Origin of the sequence: Solibacillus sp. FSL W8-0372 (assembly GCF_037969735.1) — a bacterium.
Classification (GTDB): Bacteria; Bacillota; Bacilli; order Bacillales_A; family Planococcaceae; genus Solibacillus; species Solibacillus faecavium.
In genome coordinates this window covers 1,095,649-1,118,591 of the sequence record NZ_CP150204.1, presented here as the reverse complement: position 1 = coordinate 1,118,591, position 22,943 = coordinate 1,095,649, and the positions used below count along the sequence as shown (strand labels likewise).

20 protein-coding genes are annotated in these 22,943 nt (G+C 38.8%); 4 read left to right on the top strand and 16 right to left on the bottom strand.

Features of this window, described 5'->3' with window-relative positions; all coding sequences use genetic code 11:
* Positions 1-215 precede the first annotated feature (215 nt).
* A complete protein-coding gene (vrrA, locus tag MKY13_RS05345; protein ID WP_191698273.1) occupies positions 216-761 on the top strand; it encodes a VrrA/YqfQ family protein in 546 nt (181 codons plus the stop codon).
* A 116-nt stretch (positions 762-877) separates the two neighbouring features.
* Here the strand turns inward: vrrA and MKY13_RS05340 are convergent, their stop codons facing one another.
* Together MKY13_RS05340 and MKY13_RS05335 are read right to left on the bottom strand one after the other, a co-directional pair.
* Positions 878-1,750, bottom strand: a complete 873-nt coding sequence (locus tag MKY13_RS05340; RefSeq protein ID WP_191698274.1) for an SDR family oxidoreductase — start codon at positions 1,748-1,750, stop codon at positions 878-880.
* Positions 1,751-1,873: 123 nt separating this feature from the next.
* The gene (locus MKY13_RS05335; protein ID WP_191698275.1) at positions 1,874-2,152 is read right to left on the bottom strand and encodes a DUF1450 domain-containing protein; all 279 of its coding nucleotides are present in this window, start codon (positions 2,150-2,152) and stop codon (positions 1,874-1,876) included.
* A gap of 214 nt (positions 2,153-2,366) precedes the next feature.
* Here MKY13_RS05335 and MKY13_RS05330 point away from each other — a divergent pair, with 214 nt between their 5' ends.
* Entirely contained in the window at positions 2,367-3,335 is a 969-nt protein-coding gene (locus MKY13_RS05330; RefSeq protein WP_191698276.1) for a 4-hydroxy-3-methylbut-2-enyl diphosphate reductase, read from the top strand.
* Positions 3,336-3,476: 141 nt separating this feature from the next.
* Entirely contained in the window at positions 3,477-5,291 is a 1,815-nt protein-coding gene (locus MKY13_RS05325; RefSeq protein ID WP_339215651.1) for a dihydroorotate dehydrogenase, read from the top strand.
* Positions 5,292-5,568: 277 nt separating this feature from the next.
* Here MKY13_RS05325 and MKY13_RS05320 read toward each other — a convergent pair whose 3' ends face one another.
* From MKY13_RS05320 to MKY13_RS05280, 9 genes are all read right to left on the bottom strand, one after another.
* Positions 5,569-6,690 (bottom strand): Nif3-like dinuclear metal center hexameric protein, encoded by a 1,122-nt coding sequence (locus tag MKY13_RS05320; protein WP_339215649.1) that lies wholly within the window; start codon positions 6,688-6,690, stop codon positions 5,569-5,571.
* Positions 6,687-7,382 (bottom strand): tRNA (adenine(22)-N(1))-methyltransferase TrmK, encoded by a 696-nt coding sequence (locus MKY13_RS05315; RefSeq protein WP_191698279.1) that lies wholly within the window; start codon positions 7,380-7,382, stop codon positions 6,687-6,689. The genes MKY13_RS05320 and MKY13_RS05315 overlap by 4 nt, the downstream gene beginning before the upstream one ends.
* A 138-nt stretch (positions 7,383-7,520) precedes the next feature.
* Positions 7,521-7,859, bottom strand: a complete 339-nt coding sequence (locus MKY13_RS05310) for a cytochrome c (protein ID WP_191698280.1) — start codon at positions 7,857-7,859, stop codon at positions 7,521-7,523.
* Positions 7,860-8,009: 150 nt separating this feature from the next.
* Entirely contained in the window at positions 8,010-9,146 is a 1,137-nt protein-coding gene (locus MKY13_RS05305; RefSeq protein ID WP_191698281.1) for an acyl-CoA dehydrogenase family protein, read from the bottom strand.
* 176 nt (positions 9,147-9,322) lie between these two features.
* Positions 9,323-9,880 carry a hypothetical protein gene (locus MKY13_RS05300; RefSeq protein ID WP_191698282.1) on the bottom strand — a complete coding sequence of 186 codons (558 nt, stop codon included), beginning with the start codon at positions 9,878-9,880 and terminating at the stop codon, positions 9,323-9,325.
* A gap of 164 nt (positions 9,881-10,044) precedes the next feature.
* Positions 10,045-11,172, bottom strand: coding sequence for an RNA polymerase sigma factor RpoD (gene rpoD, locus MKY13_RS05295; RefSeq protein WP_191702496.1), 1,128 nt, complete (start codon positions 11,170-11,172; stop codon positions 10,045-10,047).
* Between the two features lie 30 nt (positions 11,173-11,202).
* Positions 11,203-13,032 carry a DNA primase gene (gene dnaG, locus MKY13_RS05290; RefSeq protein ID WP_339215642.1) on the bottom strand — a complete coding sequence of 610 codons (1,830 nt, stop codon included), beginning with the start codon at positions 13,030-13,032 and terminating at the stop codon, positions 11,203-11,205.
* A 311-nt stretch (positions 13,033-13,343) separates the two neighbouring features.
* Complete coding sequence (locus MKY13_RS05285; protein ID WP_191698285.1) at positions 13,344-14,159, bottom strand: pyruvate, water dikinase regulatory protein; 816 nt, start codon at positions 14,157-14,159, stop codon at positions 13,344-13,346.
* Positions 14,160-14,167: 8 nt separating this feature from the next.
* Positions 14,168-14,806, bottom strand: coding sequence for a helix-turn-helix transcriptional regulator (locus MKY13_RS05280; protein WP_191698286.1), 639 nt, complete (start codon positions 14,804-14,806; stop codon positions 14,168-14,170).
* Positions 14,807-15,205: 399 nt separating this feature from the next.
* On the opposite strand from MKY13_RS05280, the gene MKY13_RS05275 reads away from it, so the two are divergent.
* Positions 15,206-16,594, top strand: a complete 1,389-nt coding sequence (locus tag MKY13_RS05275) for a glycine--tRNA ligase (protein WP_339215639.1) — start codon at positions 15,206-15,208, stop codon at positions 16,592-16,594.
* Between the two features lie 523 nt (positions 16,595-17,117).
* Here MKY13_RS05275 and MKY13_RS05270 read toward each other — a convergent pair.
* From MKY13_RS05270 to MKY13_RS05250, 5 genes are all read right to left on the bottom strand, one after another.
* Entirely contained in the window at positions 17,118-17,891 is a 774-nt protein-coding gene (locus MKY13_RS05270; protein ID WP_339215637.1) for an IclR family transcriptional regulator, read from the bottom strand.
* A gap of 116 nt (positions 17,892-18,007) precedes the next feature.
* Positions 18,008-19,147: a CoA transferase gene (locus MKY13_RS05265; protein WP_339216853.1), complete on the bottom strand. Its 1,140-nt coding sequence runs from the start codon at positions 19,145-19,147 to the stop codon at positions 18,008-18,010.
* Between the two features lie 5 nt (positions 19,148-19,152).
* Positions 19,153-21,126, bottom strand: a complete 1,974-nt coding sequence (locus MKY13_RS05260; protein WP_339215635.1) for a TRAP transporter permease — start codon at positions 21,124-21,126, stop codon at positions 19,153-19,155.
* A gap of 26 nt (positions 21,127-21,152) precedes the next feature.
* Positions 21,153-22,112, bottom strand: coding sequence for a TAXI family TRAP transporter solute-binding subunit (locus tag MKY13_RS05255; RefSeq protein ID WP_339215633.1), 960 nt, complete (start codon positions 22,110-22,112; stop codon positions 21,153-21,155).
* 23 nt (positions 22,113-22,135) lie between these two features.
* Entirely contained in the window at positions 22,136-22,942 is an 807-nt protein-coding gene (locus MKY13_RS05250; protein ID WP_339215631.1) for an enoyl-CoA hydratase-related protein, read from the bottom strand.
* Position 22,943 lies beyond the last annotated feature (1 nt).

Below are 22,943 nucleotides of genomic sequence, written 5' to 3'. Positions count from 1 at the left end.
TTCAGAAAAATTACTCACATCTTCAAGTAGCTAATGTGTACTTGTTTTTGTTGGGTTCACTAGGTGTCTAAATCGCCCGCTGAATGAAGAAAGACCCCCGGCGCATGTCACAGCTTTTTTAAGAAGTTTTTAGTGTCTTAAAAAAATCTGGCCGCAATTACGCCGAGGCATAATTGATAGAAAATTTTATGAGGACTTTAAGAAAGGAGTTCATTATGCGCCCACCCTATTATTTTCCACCTCAAGGTATGATGAATCAAATGCCTGCTGCACCTGTTGCACCACGTTTCCCAATGTATGCACCATATATGATGCGGAACCCAATGATGAACCAAATGCCAATGCAAATGCCGCCACAAATACCTATGGATGCTGCCGGTGCTGCTGCCGCGGCTGGTGCTGCTGGTGTTGCTGGTGCTGCAGCAGGTGCACCTAGGCTAGAAGGTTTTTTAGCAGGAGCAAACTCTTTATTTAATAATGCACAAAAGTTCACCCCTTATATTCAGCAAGCTGCTCCAATGTTTAAAAATTTACCGGCTTTATGGCGTATGTACAGAGGTTTCAAAGATTCTCCGGATCCACTTGAATCATCCACTGTTGCTATGCCAACAGAACGTCCTAGGGGAGATACAACACCTGGAGAAAGGTCGCAGAGAGAACGGTCCGGCAGAGGTAGAGGGTCAAGACAAAATCCTGAGCCGGTGCAACCTATAACAACAAAACCTTCCCGACCAATGATATTTCAGCCACCCTTTGACTAATGACAACAAAAAAACTACCCCATATTTGACCAATTAAGGGTGATTCGTCAATTAAGTTAACGAGTCACCTCTAATTCGCATATGGGGTAGTTTGTTATTTCATCATTTATTCTTTTTTAAGAGCTCATTATACTTCCACCGTTTACATGAATACACTGTCCTGTAATATATGAGCCATCCTGAGATGCCAATAAAACATACGATCCCGCCAGTTCACTCGGTTGACCAGGTCGTTTCAATGGTGTATCTGTACCAAACTCCTCAACTTGGCCTGCATCAAAAGTTGATGGGATTAATGGCGTCCAAATAGGACCTGGGGCAACCATATTAACTCGAATGCCTTTATCAGCTACATTTTGTGCCAAACTTCTTACAAAGCCTACGATAGCTCCTTTAGTCGCTGTATAATCGATTAAAATAGAATGTCCTCTATATGCATTGACGGATGTCGTACATATAATGGAATCACCTTGCCCCAAATGTGGGAGGGCTTCCTTACTTAAATAAAACATACTATCAATATTTGTACGGAACGTTTTATCCCATTGCTCTACCGTTATATCCAAAAATGAATCTACCGGATATTGTACGGCTGCATTATTGACAACAATATTAATTTGACCGAAATGATCAACCGCTGACTGAACAAGCTTTTTACTTGTTTCATAGTCTGCAATATCTCCTTCAACCAAAATCGCTTTAATACCTTCTTTTTCAACGATGCTTTTTGTTTCTTCTGCATCTGATTGTTCTTTTTCCAAATAGTTTATGACAAGGTTTGCACCTTCTTTTGCATAAGCAACTGCTACAGCTCGTCCAATACCTGAGTCTCCACCTGTAATAATTGCTACTTTCCCTTTCAGCTTATCGCTGCCTTTATATTCATAAGGCTGCGTGGGTAAGGGATTCATTTCACTTTCGATACCAGGTTGGGATGGTTGTGTTTGAGCGGGTGTACCGCCAACTTGTTTATTTTCAACATTTGTCATGAAAGAAACACTCCTCTGATGAACATTTTTAAATGAAAAAATTTATTAGTGAATACAACTAAATTTAATATTTCATTTACGTAATATTTCTTCCCTGTTGAAATTTTTTAAAACAAGTTGAACTTAATATAGGACTGAGTTTTCTTCCAATTCTTTTTCAACTAAAGCCAGCAATTGCTCAGCATCTTCCGCTTTAATAATGTCGCCATTAACTATGGCAAAAAGATTGGCTTCACAAATTTCACAGTTGGATGTACAGCCCGATTCAGTAATTTCAACATCATCTCTTTCGATCAATACATCATATACATCTGCTGCACCGAGCGATAAATTTGTCATGCAAAACTCTACCTGATTTTTTAACTCTTTCGTTTTGCTACGTTTAAAAAAAGAAAACACCATGTCACTCCCCCGCTTTACATACCATTCATTTCTTTCATTATAGCAAATTCATATAGTATCTGTATCTCCATCAGGTTCAGGCTTAGCCGCTTTTCATTACCAGCAAACTTCATAATTTGTTATGAAATAAACTAAAATTCAGTAAGCGAACTTTGAATAAAGTATATACGTCCTATATAATGAACTTACAGGGCTTTGAAAGGAGTTACGTTAAATGAAAGTTATTAAAATTAATCCGCGTGGTTACTGCTATGGCGTAGTTGATGCTATGGTAATCGCTCGCAATGCTGCACTTGACACTTCATTACCAAGACCAATCTATATTTTAGGTATGATTGTCCACAATAAACATGTAACAGATGCTTTTGAACAGGACGGTATTATTACACTTGATGGCGATAACAGAAAAGATATTATAGAGCAAGTGGAAGAAGGAACTGTAATTTTCACGGCACATGGTGTGTCACCGGAAATACGTGAAATTGCCAAGCGTAAAGGATTGGTATCGATTGATGCCACATGTCCGGACGTTACGGTTACACATGATTTAATTCGTGAAAAAACAGCAGAAGGTTATGACATTATTTACATCGGTAAAAAAGGACATCCAGAACCAGAAGGCGCTATTGGTGTAGCTCCGGACCATGTTCACTTAGTCCAATCGATGAAAGATATTGATAGTCTATCATTTGAAAACGAAAAAATTCTCGTTACAAACCAAACGACAATGAGTCAATGGGATGTAGCTTTCCTAATGGATAGTTTAAAAGAAAAATTTCCACATGTAGAAGTACACAAAGAAATTTGTTTAGCGACACAAGTACGTCAAGAAGCAGTAGCTGACCAAGCCGGAGCTTCTGATTTATTAATCGTTGTTGGAGATCCAAAATCAAACAACTCTAACCGTTTAACTCAAGTATCAGTGGAAATAGCAGGTACTCCATCATACCGTATTTCAGATATTTCAGAGCTTCAAATCGAGTGGTTGGAAAATGTTGAAACAGTTGCGGTTACAGCAGGAGCTTCAACACCAACACCAATCGTAAAAGAAGTCATTGCATTTTTGGAAAAATTCGATAAGAACGACCCGGCGACACACGAGATTGTTCGCTCGGTAACGTTAGATAAAATTTTACCGAAAATCAAAACACCAAAGCCAGTAGAAAAAATTATGCCTCTTTAATTAATGGAGAATACAAAAATCGATTATATTGCTTAACGGCGATGTAATCGATTTTTCTTATACTATTGTATAAAATCCGTTTTCAAATTTACTTTTATCGTATGGTAAACTGGAAATAAAACGAGAATGGGGTGACTTCAAATGCCAGATTGGTCCTATCATCCGTTAAAAAAGATCGCTTTATCTAAGATGGAAGCGAAAAACAGTAGGCAATTCATCCATCACTCCATGCGGACCATTGCTTCTATTCCCGGCGGAAAGCGCCTCATCGAATTTTTAGGTCACAACCGAACTAGCCCGCTTTTGCAACAACAGGTAAACGGTATTCACTTTAATTCACCTATTGGTCTTAGCAGTAAATTGGACCCCCAACTTACTGGGGTAACGGCTTTTCAGGAACTCGGTTTAAGTTTTATAGAAATTGGTCCTATTTTAGTTAAAAAGCCTGCACGACAACTACCACCAAAGTGGCAGGAACAGCAAATTTCCTTTTCCCATACAGAGGAAAAAGTATTATTAAAAAATGCATTAAAACTAGTAATTACTAAAAATATTCATTTCCCTCTGTTTGCACGCTTAGACGAAAGCTTAAATAGGCAGGATTTATATACATGTATAACACAGCTTTCTCCGTATGTAGATGGGTTCTTTTTATATGCGAGTCAGATAGAACAACTCGATTCGGACATAGGGGCAACTCTCTATCAAATAATTTCAGCAGATTCTGCTAAGACAATCGAGCAAGTCCCAAGAGCAGTTAGTGGATTTATTATCGATGCCCCTATTACAGCTTCTGAGGACCGTTATAGCGAACATAGTAACGCTTTCTCGTTAATGCACCAGGCTGTAAAGGATTTAAAAAGTTCCTTTCCTGATTCCCCTATCATAACTAGCGGAGCGGTAGAGTCACCTTCACAGGCACTTAGTATAAAGGAGTCTGGAGCAGATTTAATCATGCTTTCAGAAGGTTATATAAAAGCAGGGCCAAGCTTACCAAAACGGATTCATGAACGGCTACTCTATGAAAAAGAGACCCGTAGCCCATCACAGAACTGGCACTGGTCATTTTTATTTGGACTTGGTATTTTAATTGGAGGTTTCATCGCACTATATTTTGCACTTACGACCGTCATTTTAAATTATGATGAATCTTTCATCGGTTTAACGCACCAACAATTAAATCTCATCAATCCACAGATATTGGCCTTTATGGCACATGATCGAATGTCACTCGCAGGCACGATGATATCTGCAGGAATTCTATATATGTCGCTTGCCTATTTCGGGATAAGGCGTCAGCTGCACTGGGCTAAAATAGCTTTTCATAGTGCTGCGATTACTGGATTTTTAGGCATTTTACTATTTATAGGCTATGGGTATTTTGATTGGCTACACGGCCTTTTTTGGCTATTATTGCTGCCGCTCTATGTACTGAGCTGGCAGGAAAGCAAAACGGCAAACCGCAGCCCGCGTTCTTGGCATGACACAAATGACCGGATCTGGATGCGCGGTGTGTATGGTCAACTGCTTTTCGTTATGCTCGGCTTTTTATTGTTGACTGGCGGAATCGTTATATCTTTCATTGGTATTACAAAGGTCTTTGTCTCGACTGATATTAGCTTTTTATGTATGCCAGTTGATATGCTGCAATCGATAAGCGACATGTTAATACCAGTGATTGCACATGACCGCGCTGGCTTTGGCAGTGCACTGATTAGTGTAGGCATCCTTGTATTATGTCTATCGCTTTGGGGATACCGCGCGGGTGAACGTTGGTTATGGTTTACGTATGCTTTCGGTGCCCTTCCCGCCTTTCTAGCAGGTATCGGCACACATTTTGCAATCGGCTATACAACATTCATTCACCTGCTCCCGCTCTATCTATTAGTTGTTATCTATTTAATAGGATTAGTAGTTTCGTATCCTTATTTAATGCAGCAGCCAGTAAGAAATTAATTTAAAATTAAAAGCAGATCAAATTTTACGGATAAGTAAAGTTTGATCTGCTTTATTGCTATAGCGCGTAAAATAGACGGACAAATTCCGCTTATTTATTAATTTAACGTAAAAATATCCAAAATAAGCGGAGATATTCCGTCTATTGATTAAAAAAGCATGTAATTTACAGAATTTCATGTAAATAACCGGAATTCCTCCGTTTATTTCACTTAATTTGAACGGAATTTTGAAAATAAGGGGAATTCCTCCGCTTATTTTACTCCCAGATCACATTCTAAATAAATTTAAACGGCTCTGTATGCATCTTGGATTGAAGAAACTCAACAGATAACTTTTTATCATTACATAAAGACGCCATTTTTTCTGCGACTCCTTTAATCATCACTTTTTCTACATGATGACCAGGATCAATAATGCTTAAGCCATCCAATTCCGCACTTTGGGCCATATGGAAACCAATGTCTCCTGTAACAAATACATCGGCTCCTGCAAATTTTGCTGTACGAATGTACTTATTGCCGTCACCACCGACGACAGCAACCTTTTGCACAGGCTGATCAAGTGGACCAACTGCACGTAGGCAAGGGACATCTAATTGAACCTTCACAAATTCCGCGAATTCACGTAATGTCATCGCTTCTTTTAATTTTCCAATACGTCCCAATCCTTCTTCGTTTGTCGCAACATCCATCGTAAACAAATCATACGCAGGCTCTTCATATGGATGACTATTTAACATAGCCTTTAATATTTTGTTTTTCATCGACTGCGGGAATACAACTTCAACTTTCTCTTCCTGCTCTATATGCAGTTCCCCTATTTCACCTACAGCAGGATCTGCTCCTTCTACTGCGCGGAAACGCCCTTTGCCAGCCAATGTGTAGCTGCATGCTTCATAATTCCCTAATCGTCCAGCACCAGCTTTAGCTAAAACTTCGCGTAGCTCATCAGCATCGTCAACAGGAACAAAAACAGCAAGCTTCATCATTTTTTCCTCATAGGAAATATCTAAAATCCGTCGCTCTTCCAATTGGAGAGCATCTGCCAATAAGTCATTTACCCCACCTGGTGCGACATCTAAATTTGTATGGGCTGCATATACCGCAATATCGTTTTTTAGACATTTTTCATATAATGCGCCTTGCGGATTATCTGTTCGTAAATTGGACAATTTCATGAAGATCGGTGGGTGATGGGCAATAATAAGTTCACACCCATTTTCAATCGCTTCGTCGACCACTTCATGTGTCACGTCTAACGTAACAAGCACTTTTGAGACGGGTTTATTTAATGTTCCGATAGCCAATCCAATCGGGTCATTAGGCATGCATGCATATTTTTTCGGTGACCATGATTCGAACACTTGAATAATTTCGTTGCCATTTACTGACTTCACGCAATCGCCTCCTGTACCAGTTTTATTAAGTGTGTTAATTCTTCATGCTTTGCTTGATTTTCAGGCGTGCTTTCCGCTTGTGCAATCGCTTGTTGAACACGTTCCCAATTGGCGATTTCGCGCGACCATTTCTGTACGAATACGGGTGATTTTGTACTCATTAATTTTGGTCCAAGTAAAATTTCTGCTTCCGTTAACTTCATTTCTCCGCGCTGTAAAACGAGCACTTCATAAACTTTGCCGTCCTCTTCCAAAATCACTTCGTCCTGAATTGCCCAACGATTCGCAAGCGCCCATTCCCGAATCGCTTTAGCATGTATATTTGGCTGTAAAATTAGGCGGGTAACCGTTTTTAATGCCTGTGGATGCTTTTCTAGAATTGAAACGATTAAAGGGCCACCCATTCCTGCAATTGTTACCGCAGTTATCTCATCCCCTTCTTCTACTGCAGCTAAACCATCGGCCATCCGAACTGTAATTTTATCGGTTAAACCTTCTGTCCGTACTTGTTTAACAGCTGATTCATAAGGTCCCTTAACTACTTCGCCCGCTACTGCACGAGAAGCAATCCCTTTATGCACTAAATAACATGGTAGGTATGCATGGTCACTGCCAATATCAGCTACAACTGCCCCTGTAGGTACAAATGAAGCAACCTTTTCTAGTCGTTTTGAAAGTTTTTGTGCGTTCATATTAAATATCCTCATTTCTATATCACAAACTAACTATATTATATAGAACTTTTATAAAAACGTCTCTTTCCAACAAATATTTGCATATCAAAAAAGTGCAGAAAATAGATTTCTCTAATTTCTACACTTTTATGATCTTTACAGACCAGAAATATATTCTGCTACTGCTTCAGCCTCAGCTTCATTTTTAAGAATTGGTGGCATTGCCCCGCTTTCAGTACCGTTTAATGCTACATCTTTAATATGTTCTGCATCTAATCCAACAATACTAGGACCCCCGCCACCAGTTAAATCTCCACCGTGACAAGAAATACAGTTCTTTTGAGCGATATCTTCACCGCTTAATTCAGCAGTTTCGCCTGCATGATCACCATCCGCACTGTTTTTATCAGCTGCACCCTCAAATGACATGAAGAAAATTAGTGCTATACCGAATGCCATGATAAGCGTGTAAGGAATAAGTGGATTGTTTTTCATTGCGTTCCCCTCCCTCATTAAATATTCTAATTCTTTCTAGGCAAATGCCTAGTAAACAATACTAATTGTACTTGATTCACTAGAAAACTAAAAGACCTATTGGACAACTTTTACTAGCTTTGTAACAATTTATCCAATTTGTCATTTTCATCACAATATATGTCTTGCAATTACCATTTTCTGTACTTCCGAAGTACCTTCACCGATTTCCAATAACTTCGCATCACGTAAATAGCGCTCGACTTCATACTCTTTCATATAACCGTAGCCACCATGAATTTGAATCGCTTCATCGCAAACTTCCATCGCCATTTCCGACGCATAATATTTTGCAATAGCTGCCTCTTTACCGAATGGACGCCCTTGGTCTTTTAACCAGGCTGCTTTGTAAACAAAAGTCCGTGCTAATTGTACTTTTACCTCCATATCAGCCAATTTAAACTGTGTTGCCTGAAATTGTGATAAAGTCTTGCCAAATTGCTTACGTTCTTTTGCATACTGAACCGCTTTATCTAAAGCGCCTTGGGCAATCCCTACTGCCATTGCCGCAATACCGATACGTCCTCCATCAAGGGTCGTTAAAAATTGCTTAAAGCCATTTCCCCTTACACCTAATAGATTTTCCTCAGGAACACGCACATTTTCCAAAATAAGTTCTGTCGTATTGGATGCATTTAAACCCATTTTTTCGTACTCTGATTTAATTGTGAAGCCTTGTGCATCAGTCGGCACAATGATTGCACTAATTTCTTTATGATCACCATTACGGCCAGTAATCGCTGTCAATGCCAAATGTTTTGCGAAACTAGCATTTGTTATAAATACTTTTGACCCGTTAATAACAAACTCCCCATTTTCCAATGATGCCGTCGTTTCAGTACCCCCAGCATCCGATCCTGCGTTAGGTTCAGTTAATCCGAACGCGCCAAATGATTCCCCTGTACAAATCGGTGTTAAATATTTTTCCTTTTGCTTCTCTGTACCGAATAAATGTAATGGTGCGCCGCCTAACGAAATATGAGCCGAGTATGTAATACCTGTAGATGCACATGTACGGCTTAATTCCTCTGTAACAATAGCAAAACTAATCGTGTCTGCTCCTGCCCCGCCATATTCTTCCGGAAACGGTAACCCCATAATCCCCATATCAGAAAGCTGCTTGAAAACCTCTACTGGAAAGGTTTTATTTTTATCTCGTTCGATTGCTCCCGGTGCCACTACTTCATCTGAAAATTCCCGGATCATTTTTTGTAACATGCTTTGCTCTGTTGATAAATCAAAATTCATAACATTCATCCTCTCACCCTCAATGTGCTACATTTCCATTGTAATCTAAAATTCTTGTTTTTCACAGAAAATATACGCGTTTTATAGAGAAATTTGTAGAATGATATAATAAAAAAGCTATATAAAAAGTTCATAACTTTCTACATAGCCTTAATTTATTAATTATGTATTGTTGCTTAAAGGAAATAAATCCAAGCACCGATTATTACGAGTAAACCAAGAATGCCTGAAATCGTAAAATAAATAATTTTCATCATAATGCCACTTACTAACCAAAATACACAGTTAATAATCAAAAAGATATAAAGCATTTCATTATTACCGGCAAAATATGTCGTACTTACTTTTAAGGTAACACCTAAAGTCGCTAAAGCCGTGGCCAGTTGCAGCATGACCGCCAATAAATGATTTCTTTTAGCGAAATAAAGCGCTCCGATCAGGCAGCTAACTGCAAACACAGCCGCCACAGCAATGACTACCCATTCAAATTGAATAGTGAACAGCAATAATAAAATAACAAACGCACTTATAGGAAAAAATACAGCTAAATTAAACTTTTTTCGTTTTTCAACATTATGTATCGCTTTTTTTGCCTGACCTGTAATTTCATCATCGCTATGATTGCCTTCTGAATAGAGTGTCATTAAAAAATCGCAATACTGCCCTGGCAACAATTTATTTTGTTTCCAAAAGCTAATTTCATTCATAATAATCTGCTTTTTCTGATTTGACATGACTTCGCCCCATATATGTATGTTATATATATAATTGTAATTAATACTTTAAGAATGAACATCAGTATAAAGTAATGGCATCGTTCATAAAAACCAATACTTATTAACTAAAATACATAAGAAAAAAAGATGAAGAAAAAATTTCTTCATCTTTTCCATATTCCCTATTCCAGGAAGTCCTTCAAGCGTTTTGAACGAGATGGGTGGCGAAGTTTACGTAATGCTTTTGCCTCGATTTGACGAATACGCTCACGTGTAACGCCAAATACTTTCCCTACTTCTTCTAATGTACGAGTACGACCATCATCTAAACCGAAACGTAGACGTAATACATTCTCTTCACGGTCTGTTAATGTATCAAGTACATCTTCCAGCTGTTCTTTTAAAAGCTCGTACGCTGCATGATCAGAAGGTGATTGTGCTTCTGAGTCTTCAATGAAGTCTCCTAAGTGTGAATCATCTTCTTCCCCAATTGGCGTTTCCAATGAAACCGGTTCTTGAGCAATTTTCAAAATTTCACGTACTTTTTCAGGTGTTAAGTCCATTTCTTCTCCAATTTCCTCTGGAGATGGCTCACGACCTAGATCTTGCAGAAGTTGACGTTGAACACGAATTAATTTGTTAATCGTTTCGACCATGTGTACCGGTATACGAATCGTACGTGCTTGGTCTGCAATGGCACGTGTAATAGCCTGACGAATCCACCAAGTAGCATATGTTGAGAACTTAAATCCTTTGCGGTGGTCAAACTTTTCAACCGCTTTAATAAGTCCCATATTTCCTTCTTGAATAAGGTCTAAAAACAGCATGCCTCGACCAACATAGCGCTTTGCAATGGATACAACAAGTCGTAGGTTCGCTTCAGCTAAACGTTTACGAGCTTCTTCATCGCCCTGTTCAATACGTTCTGCTAAACGAATTTCTTCCTCAGCAGAAAGTAAATCCACACGTCCAATTTCCTTTAAATACATGCGCACTGGATCGTTAATTTTAACGCCGGGAGGAACACTTAAATCATTTAAGTCAAAAGCTTCTTCACTAGATTCTTGCTTTGAAAGTGCTTCTTCCTCAAATTCTTCTTTACCTTCAACAGTTATATCATTTTTTTCGATTTCATCAGCAAAGTTGAAAATTTCTTCATTTTCTAATTCAAAAAAGGCTAATGTATCTGAAATTTCCTTCATTGACATTTCGCCAACTTGTTTTGCTTTAGCTAAAAGTTGCTTTTTTACTTGCTCTAATGAAACCCCGTTTACCACCGTATCTTTTGAATGTTTTGACTTGTCCGCCATAAACCTTCCTCCTTCTAAAAACAAATCGAGTTAAACGCCCATTTTTATCCTTCTGCTTAGTTCGATAATTTGCTGGGCAATTTCAAGTGCTCGTCTATGCTCGTGCATCTTTTCTGCTTCTTTTTGTTTATGCTTTAGTTCTTCTATTTTTAGTTCTAATCGACGTTTTTCGATTTGTTTTAAACAATCGTTAATTTCCGCTTCTCCATTATCAGGGTCACGTTCAAGTAACGCAGCATCCATCACAATTTTGCGTAAATCATTATCATTTAAAACTTCAACGAACCGATGAAAATCAGCCATTTCATATTCTTCGTAAAATCCGATTAAACGTACAAATACGGATAAATATTCCTCATGAATGAACGGTTCATTATTTCCTTCTCGAAGCACTTTGTTCACAATATTTACATCATGCAACATATAGGCTAAAAGTATACTTTCTGCACGATCTGTTGCATCTTTTTTGCGATCCCGCTGCATTTGCGTACTCGATACATTCACTGTACTTTGTTCGCGTTTTTTTTCTTTCACATTATCCGCAGCGATTTTTCGTAATTGCGTATTAATCGCTTCTTGAGAAATATTAGTCTCATTGGAAAGTTGACGAATGTATAAATCTCTTTCAATAGGAGAAGTATTATTTTTTAACGTCTCAAGTACTTCCTGAATGTACTGAAGTGTGTCATTTTCAAACTGAAAATTTTTGCCACGTTTAGCATGCATCATCATAAATGCAATATACGCGTGTGGCTTTTCGATTATTTGGTTTTTAAATGCTTCTTGACCATGTGTACGAATGTAATCATCCGGGTCAAGTTTATCCGGTATAACAGCAACTTCGACTTTAATTTTTTCTTCATTGAGCATTTGTGCAGCCCGCTTTGCCGCTTCAAAACCAGCATTATCACCATCATAGCAAACTGTAACTTGCTGAACTAAGCGTTTGAGCTTTGTAATATGCTGGGGTGTTAGCGACGTACCCATCGTTGCAACTGCATTGAATATGCCTGCACGATTAGCTGCCAATACATCAATAAAGCCTTCCATTAAAATAACTTGTCTTACTTTTCGAATTGATGCTCGTGCCTTATCTAAATTATAAAGCACTTGACTTTTATGAAAGATAGGCGTTTCAGGACTATTCAGGTACTTAGCATCTTCGCCATCCGTATTTAAAATCCTGCCTGAAAATGCTATTGGCTTTCCATTTTCATCTCGAATAGGAAACATAATCCGTCCACGGAAACGATCAAAATAGCTGCCGTCGCTTTCTTTTTGAATAATAAGACCGCTTTCAGCCATTTCCGATAAGTCATACCCTTTACGTTCCAATAATATTGAAAGCGTATCCCAATTCGGTAAAGCCCATCCTATTTGATGTGTTTCGATTTGTTCCTGTGTAAATCCTCTTTCAAGTAAATAATTTAATGCAGGTTCGCCGTCTTCAGTGTTTATCAAAATATGATGATAAAACTCTACTGCAAAATTATGAGCTTCCCTCATTTGCTGTTCTTTTTTCGAAACTGTCGAATTCGACATTGTCTGTTCGGACGATAATTCCATTTCAAGTGGAATCCCTGCACGCTGACTTAATTTAATAAGTGCATCTGGAAACGACAATTGTTCGATGTCCATAACAAAGGTGATTGCATTTCCTCCAGCGCCACAGCCAAAACAATGAAAAATCTGTTTGTCGGTTGACACTGAAAATGAAGGTGTTTGCTCTCCATGAAACGGACATAAGCCGAAATAGTTGCGCCCTTTTTTCGTCAATTGCATATAATCGCTTATAACATCGACTATATCCGACTGCGAGCGAATTTGTTCAATCACATGTTCAGGTATTTTTCCAGCCACATTATCACCATCTACACTATTCGAGATAAATTACAAAAATCCTCTAAAATACGACAAAATTTATAAAACAAATTTGTAATTACTCTATAATTAATATTTTTACCACAATTTTAATATTATAAAACAAAAAGACTACTGTTGCTATAATTTTTCGTAAAAAATATAAGAAAAAAGGCTAATTAAAACGAATTTTATCGATATCTATGAGTTTTAACTAGACCAAAAGTATAAATATTAATATATCAAAAGAATAAAATATTGTCCCACTAAAAAAACCTCCCCTTCTAGTCGTCAAGAGGTGGCTTTAGAGTCTATTTACATTCAAGCTCTAGCATATCTAATATTTTATGGGCTGTCTCTTCTACAGCACGATTCGTCACGTCAATGGCACGACAGCCAATTTTATCGACAATGCTATAAAAGTAGCGAATTTCTTCTTCAATTCTATTATGTTGTGCATAAAAAGCATCTTCTGTTAAACCTAATGTAATTAAGCGCTCTTTTCGAATGTTATTTAACTTTTCAGGCGTAATGACTAACCCAAAACACTTTTTCGGATCGATTTGCATTAATTCTATAGGCGGCTTAACTTCAGGTACAAGTGGAACGTTCGCTACTTTATATCTTTTATGTGCCAAATATTGGGATAAAGGTGTTTTTGATGTTCTTGATACACCAATTAGTACAATATCGGCCAGTAAAATACCGCGCGGATCTTGTCCGTCGTCATATTTCACAGCAAATTCTATCGCTTCGATTTTCTTAAAGTAGTCATCATCCAATTGATGCACTAAACCAGGCTTTTGCAAAGGCTTCTCATCAAAGGAAGTTTCGATTAAATCGAGCATTGAACCTAATAGGTCAATAACAGGTACGTTATATTCCATAGCAATTTTTAGTAGGGCAAGACGCATGTTCTTTTCAACTAGCGTAAATACAATGGTCGCCCCATTTGTTTGAGCAATCTGCACAATTTTTTCAAGCACATCTATATGTGTTATATGTGGAAACTTACGAATTCTTACTTTTTCGAAGTTTGGTCGGAATTGGCTAACAACTGCTTTAACAGCCGCTTCTCCTGTTTCCCCAACAGAATCGGATACGACAAATATTGTCAATTTTTTCATAAAATCACCTATAAATCATGCGTTTCAGCTAATGAAATAAACGCACGTGTAATACTCGTTTTCGTTAATCGTCCAGTAATAATTAGACCTTGCTCTGTCTCTTCTACAACCGGCACGGAATCAATTTCCCGTTCAATTAATACTTTAGCTGTGTTTACTAATGAATCGGATTTAAGACAATAAGCGATATTCGGCATTCTCGTCATAATGATATGCACAGGCATTTTATTTAAATCCTGAGTCCCGATACTGGAACGTAATAAGTCTTTTCGCGATAATACACCTTGCAGCATTTCATTTTTATCAACTACAAACAGAGTCCCTACATCTTCAGAGAACATATGTATTATAGCTTCATATATTGTCATCTCTTCTGAAACAACTACAGGAACGGACTGGAAATCTTTAACTTTTAAATTTAGCATCGATTCTGTAAAGGCAGCCGTTGATTTTTTTCCCGCATAAAAATAGCCGACACGAGGTCGCGCATCTAAAAAACCTGCCATCGTTAATATGGCTAAGTCCGGTCTTAATGTAGCCCGTGTTAAACCAAGGCGCTCGGCAATATGTTCGCCCGTAATAGGACCATTTTCTTTTACAATTTGCAAGATTGCATCTTGACGTTTATTGAGTTCGATTGGACTCACCCGCTTCAAATAATGTTATACTTTTTCCTCAATTATTATATACTATTTTCTTCTATATTGCGAAGAAAACAATCCCATGCTACAATATGAGCGAACAATTTAATTTCATATGTAAGCGATGAAGGGAATAATAAGTATCAATTCTAACATGAGCGAGTAGGGATAGTGCAAGCCTACAGCGAATTGAGAAACGGCACCCCTGAGCTCATTTTATAAAAGAGGTTTTTATTTATTTAAAAACAAGCGGGGTGGAACCGCGGGTATATCGTCATGATGCACTCGTCCCCGGGCATGAAGTTTGTGCCCGGAGACGGGTGCTTTTTATCTTCTTGCAGCGCGTGCCAAAGAAATTCGGACACTGCGCCAACGTATATTAATATTTATTAGGAGGGATTTTTCATGGCAGAAAAATCAATGGAAACTATTGTATCATTAGCAAAACATCGCGGATTCGTATTCCCTGGATCTGAAATTTACGGTGGTTTAGCAAACACTTGGGATTACGGTCCACTAGGTGTGGAATTAAAAAACAACGTTAAAAAAGCTTGGTGGCAAAAATTCGTTCAGGAATCTGAACACAACGTAGGATTAGACGCAGCAATTTTAATGAATCCAAAAGCTTGGGTTGCTTCTGGTCACGTTGGTAACTTCAACGACCCAATGATCGACTGTAAATCTTGTAAAGCTCGTCACCGTGCGGACAAATTAATCGAGGATGCTAACTTAGCTAAAACGGGCGAAGAAATCATCGTTGACGGTATGACATTCGACCAAATGAAAGCAAAAATGGAAGAGCTTGTAGTAGCTTGTCCTGATTGTGGCAAAATCGATTTCACAGACATCCGTCAATTCAACTTAATGTTCAAAACGTTCCAAGGTGTAACTGAATCTTCAACAAACGAAATCTTCCTACGTCCTGAAACAGCACAAGGGATCTTCGTGAACTTCAAAAATGTTCAACGTTCTATGCGTAAACGTACACCATTTGGTATCGCACAAGTAGGTAAATCTTTCCGTAACGAAATTACACCAGGTAACTTCACATTCCGTACACGTGAATTTGAACAAATGGAGTTAGAATTCTTCTGTAAGCCAGGTGAAGACTTAGAGTGGCACGAATACTGGAAAAACTTCTGTAAAAACTGGTTATTAAACTTAGGCATGAACGAAGAATCTATGCGTATGCGTGACCATGAGGAAGATGAGTTGTCTCACTACTCAAATGCAACTTCTGATATCGAATTCCGCTTCCCATTCGGCTGGGGCGAGCTATGGGGTATCGCTGACCGTACAGACTTCGACTTAAAACAACATATGGAGCATTCAGGTGAAGATTTCACGTACATTGATCCAATTACAAACGAACGCTATGTACCATACTGCATCGAGCCATCTTTAGGTGCTGACCGTGTAACATTAGCATTTTTATGTGACGCTTATGATGAAGAAGCGTTAGAAGGCGATGACAAACGTACCGTATTACGTTTCCACCCTGCACTAGCACCATTCAAAGCAGCAGTGTTACCATTATCGAAAAAATTATCAGACGAAGCAGGCGAAGTATGGGCTGACTTACGTAAATCTTTCCCAGTTGACTTCGACGAGTCTCAATCAATCGGTAAACGTTACCGCCGCCAAGATGAAATCGGTACACCATTCTGTATCACGTACGATTTCGATTCAAAAGAAGACGGCCAAGTAACAGTTCGCCACCGCGATTCAATGGAACAAATCCGCATGCCGATTGCTGATGTTAAGGCTTATATTGAGAAGCATTTAGTATTCTAAGTATCAAATTTAATTATAGTTTACAGTAGGCATGCGGATTTGCGACGAGGATTGACGTTTACGGCAACCGCAGAAGCACACGCTTTCCGCATGCCGATTGCGGAAGTTAAGGCTTATATTGAGAAGCATTTAGTATTCTAATTCCCAAATAAATATGGATAATTAAGGCACTTTCCGTTCGTTTTCGAATAGAAAGTGCTTTTTTTCTTACCCTATTATATTTAGTAACTTCAATATGAACTGAGCAATGAAAATAAGCGGAGTTTTTGCTGTTATTTTAAAAATCGCGCTCATTTTTGAATAAATAAGGGGAGATTTTCCGCTTATGTTACGCAAAACTCCTTCCTATCCATGTTTTTCGAGTCAATAGACGGACTTTCTCCGCTTATTTTGGCCCTTTTTTTAATTTTTTTCTGAATAACCGTAATTTCTCCCTCTATTTATCCAGTTAGAGCTTTCCCCCACCGCCATCTTCTCGCAAAAATAAAAACAATCCAACCGATTCTAACACGGTTGGATTGTTTCATTTATTCAGCTGCTTTTCAATATCGAATTTCGCCTGCAGGATCAAGTCGCGCAACGTATCAAATTGCCCCTCATCAAAACGTGCTTCCGGAATAATAATCGCAATGGATGCAATCGGTCTTCCATTTGAAATAATAGCTGTACTGAACGAACAGGCTCCAACAATACGCTCTGCTCTTGTGAAAATGTATTGTTGTTCACGTACTCGCTGCAACTCCTGCATCAACTTTTCACGATCAACAACTGTATTTTCTGTCACACGCTGCAAACTTACATTATTCAAATATTCATCGATTTCTTCCTGAGGTAAAAAGGCCAGTAACGATTTTGCAGAGGCGCCTGCATATAGCGGCGACGTATCTCCTACATGATTACGGGCTGATAATGCAAAATTACTTTCGATGTTCATAATACAACGGCGCTCATTGCCATCAATAATACTCATCGAAATACTTTCATTTGTTATGTGGTTAAGCTGCTGAAGGATAGGCTGCGCAATTGTAATAATGCTAGATTCTTCCTCCACTAACTTCCCTAAGTGAATTAATGATAAGCCTAGTTGATAATGTTTTGTGCGTTCATCTCGAATCAGAAATCCTTCGTATACTAAAGTAGCTACAAATCTTTGTAGACTTGATAAGCCGATCCCAGTTTTTTTATTTAATTCTGTTAAAGAAAGCTTTGGTTGTTCTTTTGTGAAGGCACGCAGTATAACTATTGTTTTTTGTACGGTTTGCATTAAATACATTTTTTCAAACTTGTTTTGCTCCATCCAGACGCCCCCTTTTCCTAATAGTATCAAAATTAATTGGAAGAAAAAAGAAGGGCTTATGCTAAAAGTCACAATTACCTTTTTCGCCATTTATTCTATGGCAAAATCTTTATACTTCAGCTTTTATTCATTTTCAAAATTTCTTCTGTATGCTCACCCAAAAGTGGTGGGCCGCTATCGTAGGAAATATTCAATTCGGAATATTGCAAGGGATTTTTCACAAATTTTACAGTACCGTATACTGGATGATCCATCTCCCCTATTAAATTGCGTGCAATAACTTGAGGTTGTTGAAACGCCTCTGCTACAGTATTGACGCGTCCACCCGGAATTTTAAACTGCTGCAATAACTTGATCCATTCATCACGGGTTTTTGTTTTAGTAACCTCAGAAATTAACGCCGTCAATACAGGTTCATTTTGCTTACGTAGCGTATTCGTTTTAAAACGTTCATCCATAGTCCACTCACATCGATTAACCATTTCACAAAACTTTCTAAATTGATCTTCGGTCCCTACACAAAACATGAGCGGACCATCTGCGCATTCAAATACTTGATACGGTGCTACGTTATTATGTTTGTTACCGAGCCTCGATGATTCGAAGCCTGTATTTAAATAGGCACTTGAAATATTCGCAAGGGAGCTCATCTGTACGTCAAGCAGTGCTAAGTCGATAAACTGACCTCGCCCCGTTAAATCACGCATGCGCAATGCTGATAGAATACCGATTACTACATAATGGGACGTTAAAATATCAGCAATTGGCACTCCTACTTTCGTCGCTTCCCCATCCGGATGTCCTGTTACATCCATTAAGCCGCTCATCGCCTGAATGACTGGATCAAAACCGGGCTCATTGGCAAGAGGTCCCGTTTGACCAAAGCCGGTCACAGAGCATTGAATAATGCGCGGATTAATTTGTTTAAGATTTTCATAATCGAGCCCCATCTTTTTCATATCGCCCGTTTTAAAGTTATCAATAATAACATCCGACTCTTTTACTAAATCCAATAGGACCTCTTTATCCGAAGTATCCTTTAAGTTTAAGATAATCGACTTTTTATTACGATTGGCACTAATATAATAGGTGCTCTCACCATTTATGAACGGACCCCAATCACGCATACTGTCAGAACCATTCGGATGCTCGATTCGAATAACCTCTGCACCTAAATCCGCTAAAATCATCGTTCCTGCTGGTGCCGCATAGACACGGGATAAATCCAATATTTTAATATTTTCCAATGGGCGCATCCCCATCACCTCGCTTCTTCACCTTTTATTAACGATGGTACAACTTTACGTTCAGGCTGCTTCATCATAATTTGTGTTGTAACTGCAATAGCGATCATTGCCAATGCTATTAGGTTATAAATTAAAGTTGTATCCATTAGCGCAATTCCTGCGAAAAAGAAAACAAGACGCTCCATAAAATATGTTCGGCGAAGTAAATACCCTTTAATACCAGCCGCGATCGATACGCCACCGATACATGCTGTAATTGCCGCTATAATGTATTCTCCGATTGTTCCGCCTGTGAGCAGAAGGGCCGGATTGAAAATGAAGAAGAACGGTACAATAAAGCCAATCAACCCTAAGCGAACCGATTCAAACGATACTTTATTCGGCGATTCACCTGCAATACCGGCAGCTGCATATGGTGCTAATGCTACAGGTGGTGTAATACTGGATAAAGCAGCAAAGTAAAAGGCAAACATATGGGCTGCAATTGCCGGTACACCTAATTGAGTTAAGATCGGTACTGAAATGGTTGCCACAATAATATATGCTGCAGTAGCTGGAATACCCATCCCTAATACGATACTAATAACTGCTGTTAAAATAGCCGCAAGCATGACACTGTCTCCAGCAAAGCTTAATACGTTATTACCGATGATTAAGCCGATACTTGTCAATGTAATTGTTGCAATGACAATGCCTACAATCGCACAGGCTATTCCTACACTAATCGCTCCTTTGACTCCTTCAACAACCGAATCAATCACCGTTTTCAAGCTCATACGTGTATGTTTTCGAATAGCCGCTGTCGGCACTACTGCAAATAACGCAAAGATTGCTGCATATATTGGTGAAAATCCGGCAAACAACATAAATAATAAAATAATTAATGGAATTGATAAGTGGCCGCCATTTTTTAAAACTTGCTTGGCAACGGGAATATTTTCTTTTGAAATACCTGATAACCCCATTTTTTTCGCTTCAAAATGGACGATCATAAACAACGTTAAATAGTAGAGAACTGCCGGTATAATGGCAGCCAACATCACGACTGAATACGAAACACCTATGTATTCTGCCATAATGAAAGCAGCTGCACCCATGACTGGCGGAGCAATTAAACCCCCTGTCGAAGCAACAGCCTCTACAGCCCCGGCAAATTTTTTCGAATAACCCGCCTTTTTCATCATTGGGATCGTAACAGTACCGGTTGTAACAACATTACTTACAGCACTTCCGCTAATCGTCGCCATAAGTGCACTTGCAAATACCGCAACCTTTGCCGGGCCACCTGCTGTACGCCCTGCAATTGTTAGCGCCAGGTCATTAATGAAATCTGAAAAGCCACTATTTTTCAAGAAGGCACCAAACAGTACGAAAATGAAAATGTATGTTGCCGATACACCAAGTGCAGTACCGAAAATACCTTGTCCACCCCAGAACATAATATTGATAATACGTTCTAAGCTGAATCCGTAATGTCCTAGAATACCTGGAATATATGCACCGAAGAAGTTGTAGGCTAAGAAGAACATCGCAATTAATGTCAGAGCATTACCGACAACGCGGCGTGCTGCCTCAAACAGTAATATAATAGCTATTGCGCCGACCCATAGATCAAGAACCGTATTTTCCCCTGCGCGGTCCCGAACTAAAATATCGTATACAATAACAAAATATAGCGTCACGAATATCGATAATGTAATACAAATGCTATCAAACCATGTTGGCAATCTTCTCGTCCCTACACTTTTCTTTGTTGCCGGATAAAATATAAAGCTAAATAAAAGTAGAAATCCTAAATGCCAGGCACGGAACTTTGTTGCTTCCATTACACCGATACTGCTCATATAAATTTGGAAAATAGACCAAACAATTGCAACTCCAATAACAATTTTGCCAAATAAGCCAACATAGGTACGGGAATTTATATTTTTATCTTCGAGATCCATTAGCTGCTGTAGCTCATCTTTTTCAAGAGATTTTCCAGTCATATAGTTTCCTCCTTATCACTTTACTTTTATTCGACAACACCAATTTCACGGTAATAGCGCTCTGCTCCTGGATGAAGTGGAACATCCGCTGTTCCTGACACCGCATTTTCCGGACTGAACTGCTTTGCAATACTGTAGGATTTTTCAAGTGAGCTTAAGTTTTCCCATAACGCTTTCGTTAACTGATAAACCGTTTCGTCACTTACACTTTCGTCAATGACGATCGTACTGTATTGACCGACAGTTTGAATCGCTTCCGGCTGTTTATCATAAGTGTTTGGCTCGATTGTATAGGCAAAGTTCCAAGGGTATTCTTCTACTAAATAGTCAATTGCGCTGTCAGACATGCTTAATACTCTTGAATCTACTGTTGAGATAAGCTCTGTTGCAGCAGCTGCCGGGACCCCTGTGTATATATTGACACCTTCCACTTGACCATTTCGCATTAAATCCGTAGCTTCCGTAAACCCTACATAGTTGGCTTTAATATCATTTTCTCCAATACCATGTGCCTCAAGAACAAGTCGGGATTCCACTTCAGTGGCACTCCCTGCTGCTCCGAATACGAAGCTCGATCCTTTTAAATCTTCAATCGTTTTATATTTATCGTTTTTTTTCACAATAATATGACTAATATTTGGATATAAGTTTCCTAGTATACGAATGTTCTCATATTGCCTTCCTTCGAAGCTTCCTACACCGTTGTAAGCTTCATATGCAATATTGACTGTAGTAAAGGAAATATTCGCCTCGCCTTTTCGCATTAAATTCAAGTTTTCTATACTTCCATTTGATGCTTGTGAAGCGACACGCTTTTCCAATTCATTTGTCCACATAGTAGAGATTCCTGCACCAAGTGAATAGAAAACACCCGTAGTGGTACCTGTTGTAAAAATTAACGGCTCTCCATATCGCTCAATATTACTTTGACAACCTACTAACAACATAGCAGCAATCGAAATAGCTGCGAGCAATTTTTTCTTCATCCGCATACCCCTTTTCAGATGTATTATTTAAATACGGCTTTTCGTTTTTCTACAATCGCTTTAACCCCTTCTTCGTATGTCGGTAATTCCGTTACTAGGCCCATTTTAGAAGAAATATAATCCAGCGACGAACGTAGGCTCATTGTTTGGCTTTGGTAAACCGCACGCTTAATAATTTTTATTGATTCAATTGGTCCAGCAGCTAATTTTTCCGCATAGTTCAGCGTATAATCCTCAAGTTCATCGTCATTGACAACGTAAGTAACTAAACGTGTTTCCTTCGCTTCCTCGGCTGTTAGTACGCGCGCTGTCCATAACATATCAAGCGCCTGATCGATCCCTACAATACGAGGTAAAAAATACGCACCGCCGTCTCCTGGAACAATCCCAACATTAATATAGCTTTCTGAGAACTTAGCAGATTGTGCAGCAATTCGGATATCACACATTAATGCCATATCAAGCCCCGCACCCATCGCAAAGCCATGCATTTGTGCAATGACCGGCTTATCGATTTCTTCAAGGAGAAGCGGGACACGCTGAACCTTTTTCCATAACGAGTTTTTACGAGCCAAAGCTGTTGAAGTAATGTCTTCTTCACTATTGAAAAATCCATTTCCAGCAATCATCGCCTTCACATCACCACCAGCGCAAAATGCTTTGCCGTTTCCTTTTAAAATGACAACACGTATATCATCATTATCCCGGACTTCTTCCAAAGCCTTAATCCACGATAAAATCATTTCTTCGCTAAATGCATTCATACTATCTGGACGATTTAGTGTAATCGTTGCAATATGATCCTTCACATCAAATAATAAATCCGCCATA